Source organism: Paenibacillus sp. 22594 (genome assembly GCF_052044425.1).
Taxonomy (GTDB): Bacteria; Bacillota; Bacilli; order Paenibacillales; family Paenibacillaceae; genus Paenibacillus_AQ.
Map to the genome: position 1 here is coordinate 1 of NZ_JBQENA010000053.1, position 438 is coordinate 438.

1 protein-coding gene is annotated in these 438 nt (G+C 45.2%); it reads right to left on the minus strand.

From position 1 onward, the window contains the following. Positions 1-438: transposase (locus ACTJKB_RS30945; protein WP_440838047.1), on the minus strand; the 438-nt coding region annotated here is incomplete at both ends.

A 438-nucleotide genomic window follows, 5' to 3' on the forward strand; every position in this document is an offset into this window, starting at 1 on the left:
GCTTTGGCTTCGGTAATGACGTTTGTGAATTTCATATCCGCTTTGTAGTGTCTCCTTGCTCTCTTTGCGAAAATGCAACGTTTCCCCAGCTAGGCACGTCCATGTATCCTTGGTTTCACTGTACGTCCAGTTCTCCACCTTTCCGATATTCTCTTTCCAAGCTTTACTCTTTTCTTTGTGGTAACTGCCGTATTTCACGACCGCCTGAATCTCTTCCTTTTCCAGATAGGCGTAGTTTTCTTCACTTCCGTAACCTACATCCGCAATTACCGCGCTAGGAAGTTTACCCAAGATCTTTTTTGCCTTTTCCATATGCGGCTGTAAACAACGGGTGTCCGTAGGTCTCGGGTGTAGACTGTACGCTAAAATAAACTGGTTTTCCGTTCCGATTTGTACATTGTAACCCGGTTTGAGTTGACCATTTCGCATGTGGTCTTC